Genomic DNA, 6,482 nt, shown 5'->3' with positions numbered 1-6,482 from the left:
CAATCATTGCGTATCATACTTTACATATCATGCATTACATATATGCTTTACATGTCAAACAAAACGTATCATGCATTAAGTATTCTCTTCGACCCATTCTACTTGCGCTCCCAGCGCACGCAGGTGATCGAAATACTGCGGATACGACTTGGCAACATGGTGAGCATCCTTAATTCGAATCGGCTGCTCTGCGCGCAAGCCAACTACCGTCAATGCCATAATAACACGATGATCATAATGAGCGTTAATTTCTACGCCTCCTGTAACGCCTTCTGGGCGACCATGAACAATAATCTCTGCTTGACGCTCCTCCACATTCGCTCCAGCCTTGCGAAGTTCAGTGAGATAATCGGTAATCCGATCACATTCTTTGTAGCGCAAATTCTCTACATTATAGAAGCGGGATGTACCTTCTGCGAACACCGCAGCAGCAACCATAGCGAGAACTGCATCCGTTGCGACATCCCCATCAATCTCAACGGCCTTCAGCTTGCGATTCCCTTGGACTCGAACAACGGAATGCTCATGCTGAAGTGGAACTTCCATCATGCGCAGCACATCGACAATAGCTCGCTCTCCTTGCTTGCTGTCCTCAGTCAATCCGCGAATGATCACATCAGAATCAACGACGGCCGCTGCAGCGAGAACCGCTGCAGAGCCCGGATAGTCGCCTTGCACCGTATAGGTCTTCGCTTCATATTGTTGGTTGCCGGCAATCTTGAAATACATCAGATCTTCTCTCGCTTCGATCCGAATGCCCGCTTCCGCAAGAACTTCAAGCGTCTGTCCAACGACAACCTTCGATTTCAAATCATCTACTACTTCAATTTCACTGTCTTCCTCCAGCAGTGGAGCCAAGAACAACAGCGAGCTTAAATACTGCGAACTCACATTGCCGGATACCTTGATTTTCCCTCCACGTGGCTTCCCACCGCGGATCGTAATCGGAAGTTTGCCTTCCCGATGCTCAATCGCTACGCCCATTTGTTCAAGTGAAGTAATCAAGTCGTCGTGTGGACGCTTCCCTAAGGAATCCGGATACGTATTAACAAACTTCACTTCCTCCAGCAGAGAGGCTGTGCCCATCAAAAAGCGCAATACCGCTCCTGCATTCCCTACATTCAGCTCATTGGAAGCATTACTCAATGTTGGATGCTTACCGAAGCCGGTAATGATAATCTTCTCTTCGTCCTCAACCAGTTGAGCACCCAAATCACGGAGGCAGCGGCGCATCGCATCGCTGTCTTCACTGTGAGCTGGATAATAAATCGTGCTTGTCCCCTCTGCCAGTGCAGCTGCAAGAAGATAGCGTGTCGTATAGTTTTTCGAGGATAAGGCCTGAATATCTCCTTGCAGTTTTGGTGTTGATCGAACGATTACGTCCATGCGCTTCCACTCCTTTATCTTTCAACGTATAATAACTCTTATCTCGAATGAATTCCAGATAAGAAAGGATGCCTAATCGTTATGAATCCAATTGCTCAAATTGATGTCGCTGTGTTGAAACAACGCCTAGAACGCGGCGAAGCACTAAATTTAATAGATGTACGGGAAGATGAGGAAGTCGCTCACGGAATGATTCCCGGTGCCAAGCATATCCCCATGAATGAAATCCCAGATCGTCTCGATGAAATCGAGCGGACGGAAGAAATCATTTTCATTTGCCGAAGCGGATATCGCAGCGAACGAGTATGCGAATACTTGCAGCATATCGGCTTGGAGGGCTGTGTCAATATGGAAGGCGGAATGCTCGCCTGGAGTCAATTGGAGCACACCTCTAAATAACGCCTCAAATAGTCTGCCTGCCCCTCCTGCTAGGGGCTTTTATTCACAATTGCCTTCGGCCAGCTTACAAATGCGAGCAGCCAATTGCACAGCTGACTCATGGTCGGTCAGAACTGTTGCATGTGCAAAATCATACAGTCCCTCGCGCTGCTGCATGAGCTTAGATACCCGTTCTTCCACATCGCCTTGAAGCAGAGGTCGATTTCGATCCCGCTTCACACGCGACAGTATCGTCTCCTTGCTTGCTGCTAAATGCACGATGAAGCCTCCATTCCGCATCAGCTCTCGATTGCTCTCCTGGAGGACAATGCCACCGCCCGTTGCAATGACATGTCTTGTCGGACTGTTCAATATTCCAGCTAGAACATGACTTTCTTGTTCTCTAAAATAAGCTTCTCCATCAGAGGCAAAGATATCAGGAATCGTACGACCCTCTAGCGTGACCACAGCAGCATCCAAATCTGCAAAGCTGCAGCCCAGCTTCTTGGCAACTTCTTGCCCAACCGTCGATTTCCCGGTGCCCATAAATCCGATTAAAATAATATGCTGCATCATTTCCCGCCTCGCTTCTCTAAGTCAAATGGCTCATCGTGAACGAGTAGGTCAGATGATGACCAATATGACGGTAAACTTCCCACATGATACCACACGTTTCTTTTATTCGACAATGGCGATAGGTATAAAATAAAGAAGTTCAACATAAAGATGAATAATAGTCCTGCCATCGTCAATGAAGTTGAGGAATCGTCTAGTGCCATTTTTTATGTAGGAGTGAATGAGACATGCCCCAATTGCCTGTCCCAGAACCGCATCCATCCAAATCGACCATTCAGCGCTCCACATCTGTTCGCCTGGCTCGTATTATGGATTCGAATCACCCATTGTGCAGGGAAGACATCGTATGGGCGCTGAATGTAATTAAGCAGCAGCTCACAGATCATCCTGACAAGTGGGCTATGCTTGAACCGAATCAATTGGTTCGCCGCTTCCATAGCTATGCCGAAATCTCTTCTCTGCTCGTGTACAGCAGCAGTTACGGGCAAGAATCGGATCGGATTCGGAAATATTTGGCTGAACTTGTATCCGGTTTATATGAATGAATGCGGATAATCAACCATATGCAAAAACAACGCCGAGTCCTAAGCGTGCTCGGCGTTGTTTTTTGATCTCTATTATGACATCCAGTTGTAATGGAATGTTCCTTCTTTGTCTACACGCTTGAATGTATGCGCACCGAAATAGTCGCGTTGTGCTTGCAGCAAGTTCGCTGGCAAGCGCTCTGTGCGGTAGCTGTCGAAGTAAGCAAGTGCACTTGCGAATCCTGGAACAGGAACGCCGTATGCAACCGCAGTGCTGATGACTTCGCGCCAAGCGTCTTGGTACGTTTCCACAATATTTTGGAAATATGGATCAAGCAGCAGATTCTTCAGCTCTGGTTCGCGGTCGTAAGCTTCTTTGATGTTCTGCAAGAAGCGGGAGCGGATAATGCAGCCACCGCGGAAGATCATTGCGATCTCGCCGTAGCGAAGATTCCAGTCGAACTCTTCGGAAGCCGCACGCATTTGTGCGAAGCCTTGCGCGTAAGATACGATCTTGGACGCGTACAAAGCCTTGCGGATGCTCTCTATGAATGCTTCCTTGTCTCCAGTGAATGCAGGGGTCTTCGGCCCTTTCAACACTTTGCTCGCTACAACGCGCTCGTCCTTCAATGCGGACAAGAAGCGGGAGAATACGGATTCCGTAATCATGGACAACGGCACGCCAAGATCAAGCGCGCTTTGGCTTGTCCATTTACCCGTACCTTTTTGACCGGCAGAGTCAAGAATGACGTCAACCATTGGCTTGCCTGTTTCTTCATCGTACTTGGAGAAGATATCTGTTGTAATTTCAATCAGATAGCTGTCAAGCTCGCCTTTGTTCCATTCGCCGAAGATAGAGTGAAGCTCCTCAGCACTTACACCTAGTACATTCGTAAGTAAATGATAAGCTTCACAAATCAATTGCATGTCGCCATACTCGATGCCGTTGTGAACCATCTTAACATAGTGGCCAGCACCGTCCGGCCCAATATATGTACAACAAGGGTCGCCGCCTACTTTTGCTGAAATGCTTGTCAAAATTGGCTCAACCAAGCGATAAGCGCTCTCTTGGCCGCCAGGCATGATTGCAGGACCTTTCAATGCGCCCTCTTCACCGCCGGATACGCCTGTTCCGATGAAGCGGAAGCCCTTCTCTTCCAAGTACTTGCTGCGACGCTGTGTATCAGGGAAATGAGCGTTACCGCCATCAATAATAATATCGCCTTGATCCAAGTGTGGAAGCAACTGCTCAATCGTTGCATCTGTAGCTTGTCCAGCTTGTACCATAATCAAAATTTTACGTGGTGCTTCAAGAGATTGTACGAATTCCTCAATGGAATAAGTACCAGTCAGGTTCTTGCCTTCTGCTTCGGCAATGAGTGCATCTGTCTTCTCGCGGGAACGGTTGTATACCGATACTGTGAAGCCGCGGCTCTCGATGTTAAGCGCCAGGTTCTTACCCATTACGGCAAGGCCAATGACACCGATTTGATTGTTAGCCATATGGTTGTTCCACCCTTTATCCATAAATTTATATAGTTTGCATTACGCTTATTGTACAGCACAGCAAAACACCCTGCAACCATCTCGCCCTTGCAATTCATCCATACATTTGGCGGATGGGAGGGTGATTAAACCATGAATAACAATTACCATTCCAGCTGAATCATCTCGGAGCGAAGCTCATTCAGCTTCTCTTTACATCTCTCTATAACAGCTATTTTTTGCTCATTCATCGCTTCAAACAGCTCTGCGAGCAAATAATCCATTTCGAGCCGCAGTACACGCATACGCTGCTCTGCCCGATTGGATAAGAATGCCTGCATCATCTCCTCTGTAGTTACAATTGGCCTCTTCTGATACAATACGCGCTGCTTCGGCCCTATGACCTCAACCAGACGAATTCGTTCGCCGAACAAAATATTTTCGATAAAAATCTGTCTATCTTTGAACCGTTTGACGACCGCATGCCCGCGTGAATCGCCGATCAGTTTTTCCATAAAGTCTGCCAGCTTCTCGTCCCGAATCGTATAGTCGCCAACAATTTTGTAGCGCTGCTCCACACGTTGGAACCGAAGTTTGACCAACTTCCTTCCTGTTCGGATAGAAACGATAAATAGCGATTCATTTTCACTCCAATACAAGGAATAACCTTCCTGTATAAGATCGCGGATGAGGTTCTGGATTTGCCGACGGTCAAAGCGTAGCTCCAGGTTGCAGTATTCCACCTCGTCGCTGCGATTCACGGCAATCCCTCCTTACCTTGTCGTATACTCCATCATATGATTCATCAACTTGGATTATTGACTGGATTTCCAAACAAGAGTCTTGTTCCACTAAAATATAATAATTATAATTTGATAAACATTATCAATATATTATGATATACTAAGTGGGTAACTGCTTGTTCGACACAGGCTACATGCACGGACTACTTGATGTTCAAATTCCCGAGCGAGTATGTAAGAAAGTTTAGATAGTTCCTGCACCAGCTCGTGTATAGATGACAACAGCTTAGAAAGGAAGAGATGCATGACGTTTTCTGGATTTTCTCCTTCAGATTTTGAAACCTTTACAATTGAGGGGCTTGATGCCCGTATGGAGGCCATTCGCGATCGTATTCAACCGAAATTCCGCTCCATTGGAGAACAACTTATGAGTGATGTAGCGATGCATAGCGGAACTGAAATGTTCCTCCATATTGCAAAGCATGCTCGCCGTACGGTTAATCCGCCGAAAGATACATGGCTTGCCATTGGGCCGAACAAACGCGGTTACAAGTCCCTTCCCCATTTCCAGGTTGGCTTGTTCGATGATCATGTCTTTATTTGGCTGGCTTTCATTTATGAGGTGGCGAACAAGCGCAGCATTGCGCAGGCGATGCTTGATGACCAAAAACAACTTAGAAGCATCATCCCTAATGATTATGTATTATCCATGGATCATATGAAGAAGGACGCCGACCAAATCGGAGATCTGAGTGAGACGGAGATGGCGGACAAGCTTACCCGCTTCCGGGATATTAAGTCGGCAGAATGGCTGGTTGGACGCCACGTTCCGATGAATGATCCACTGCTGCAGAACGGCGAGGCCTTTATGGAGCTTGCTAGGCAGACGTTCATCACGTTAATGCCACTGTACCGGTTGGCTGTCGAGGCTTAATTAACATCATATAGAGGTTGTTCAAAAAGTCCACTTTTGATCACGAAGTAAATCATGAAGTGGACTTTTTGAACACGCACATATAGCGTCATTCACGACATTCAACAAAAAAACTGCGTTCAGCGATTACGTAACCAGCAATCGCCAAGCGCAGTTTTGCACATGTTCATGTTTATGCAGTTGTGTTCGCGGCCGTCTGATTTCGATCCAGCACAGCAAAGCGGATGAGTAGCCAGATCGCAGCAACACATAAGACTGCTCCGATTATGTATGGAAGATTCATATTCCATCCGAACAGCCCCGTGGCAAGCAGCGGCCCTGTAATACGGCCGAAGCTGTCCATCGAAGAATTCAGACCTGAAGCAACACCTTGGCTAACCGTCGTCTTCTGTGTGATCAATGAAGTTACACACGGGCGGATCAAGGCATTGCCGATACCGAACACGCATAAGTAAA

8 protein-coding genes are annotated in these 6,482 nt (G+C 47.1%); 3 read left to right on the top strand and 5 right to left on the bottom strand.

Features of this window, described 5'->3' with window-relative positions:
• Positions 1-75: 75 nt before the first annotated feature.
• Positions 76-1,386 (bottom strand): 3-phosphoshikimate 1-carboxyvinyltransferase, encoded by a 1,311-nt coding sequence (gene aroA, locus AZ66_RS25200; protein WP_021258047.1) that lies wholly within the window; start codon positions 1,384-1,386, stop codon positions 76-78.
• A gap of 81 nt (positions 1,387-1,467) precedes the next feature.
• Here aroA and AZ66_RS25195 point away from each other — a divergent pair, with 81 nt between their 5' ends.
• Positions 1,468-1,785 carry a rhodanese-like domain-containing protein gene (locus AZ66_RS25195; protein ID WP_021256701.1) on the top strand — a complete coding sequence of 106 codons (318 nt, stop codon included), beginning with the start codon at positions 1,468-1,470 and terminating at the stop codon, positions 1,783-1,785.
• Positions 1,786-1,824: 39 nt separating this feature from the next.
• Here the strand turns inward: AZ66_RS25195 and AZ66_RS25190 are convergent, their stop codons facing one another.
• Positions 1,825-2,340, bottom strand: coding sequence for a shikimate kinase (locus tag AZ66_RS25190; protein ID WP_036618702.1), 516 nt, complete (start codon positions 2,338-2,340; stop codon positions 1,825-1,827).
• Positions 2,341-2,567: 227 nt separating this feature from the next.
• Here AZ66_RS25190 and AZ66_RS25185 point away from each other — a divergent pair, with 227 nt between their 5' ends.
• Positions 2,568-2,885, top strand: coding sequence for a hypothetical protein (locus AZ66_RS25185; protein WP_021258049.1), 318 nt, complete (start codon positions 2,568-2,570; stop codon positions 2,883-2,885).
• Positions 2,886-2,957: 72 nt separating this feature from the next.
• On the opposite strand, the gene gndA is transcribed toward AZ66_RS25185, so the two are convergent.
• Both gndA and AZ66_RS25175 read right to left on the bottom strand, forming a co-directional pair.
• Positions 2,958-4,367, bottom strand: a complete 1,410-nt coding sequence (gene gndA / locus AZ66_RS25180; RefSeq protein WP_021258050.1) for an NADP-dependent phosphogluconate dehydrogenase — start codon at positions 4,365-4,367, stop codon at positions 2,958-2,960.
• 146 nt (positions 4,368-4,513) lie between these two features.
• Positions 4,514-5,110 carry a hypothetical protein gene (locus AZ66_RS25175; protein WP_044357391.1) on the bottom strand — a complete coding sequence of 199 codons (597 nt, stop codon included), beginning with the start codon at positions 5,108-5,110 and terminating at the stop codon, positions 4,514-4,516.
• A gap of 286 nt (positions 5,111-5,396) precedes the next feature.
• On the opposite strand from AZ66_RS25175, the gene AZ66_RS25170 reads away from it, so the two are divergent.
• Positions 5,397-6,026 (top strand): YktB family protein, encoded by a 630-nt coding sequence (locus AZ66_RS25170; RefSeq protein ID WP_044357390.1) that lies wholly within the window; start codon positions 5,397-5,399, stop codon positions 6,024-6,026.
• 172 nt (positions 6,027-6,198) lie between these two features.
• Here AZ66_RS25170 and AZ66_RS32140 read toward each other — a convergent pair.
• On the bottom strand, positions 6,199-6,482 hold a 284-nt coding region (locus AZ66_RS32140), incomplete at its 5' end, for an MFS transporter (protein WP_044357389.1).

The sequence above is a fragment of the Paenibacillus sp. E194 genome (genome assembly GCF_000935845.1).
Taxonomy (GTDB): domain Bacteria; phylum Bacillota; class Bacilli; order Paenibacillales; family Paenibacillaceae; genus Paenibacillus_B; species Paenibacillus_B alvei_B.
The sequence above is the reverse complement of the archived record's forward strand: the minus strand, read 5'-3'. Positions and strand labels throughout refer to the sequence as shown.

Bases quoted from the DNA above. Each gene is read 5' to 3' on its own strand.
- aroA (WP_021258047.1), bottom strand. From the start codon at position 1,386: ATGGACGTAATCGTTCGATCAACACCAAAACTGCAAGGAGATATTCAG.
- AZ66_RS25195 (WP_021256701.1), top strand. From the start codon at position 1,468: ATGAATCCAATTGCTCAAATTGATGTCGCTGTGTTGAAACAACGCCTA.
- AZ66_RS25190 (WP_036618702.1), bottom strand. From the start codon at position 2,340: ATGATGCAGCATATTATTTTAATCGGATTTATGGGCACCGGGAAATCG.
- AZ66_RS25185 (WP_021258049.1), top strand. From the start codon at position 2,568: ATGCCCCAATTGCCTGTCCCAGAACCGCATCCATCCAAATCGACCATT.
- gndA (WP_021258050.1), bottom strand. From the start codon at position 4,367: ATGGCTAACAATCAAATCGGTGTCATTGGCCTTGCCGTAATGGGTAAG.
- AZ66_RS25170 (WP_044357390.1), top strand. From the start codon at position 5,397: ATGACGTTTTCTGGATTTTCTCCTTCAGATTTTGAAACCTTTACAATT.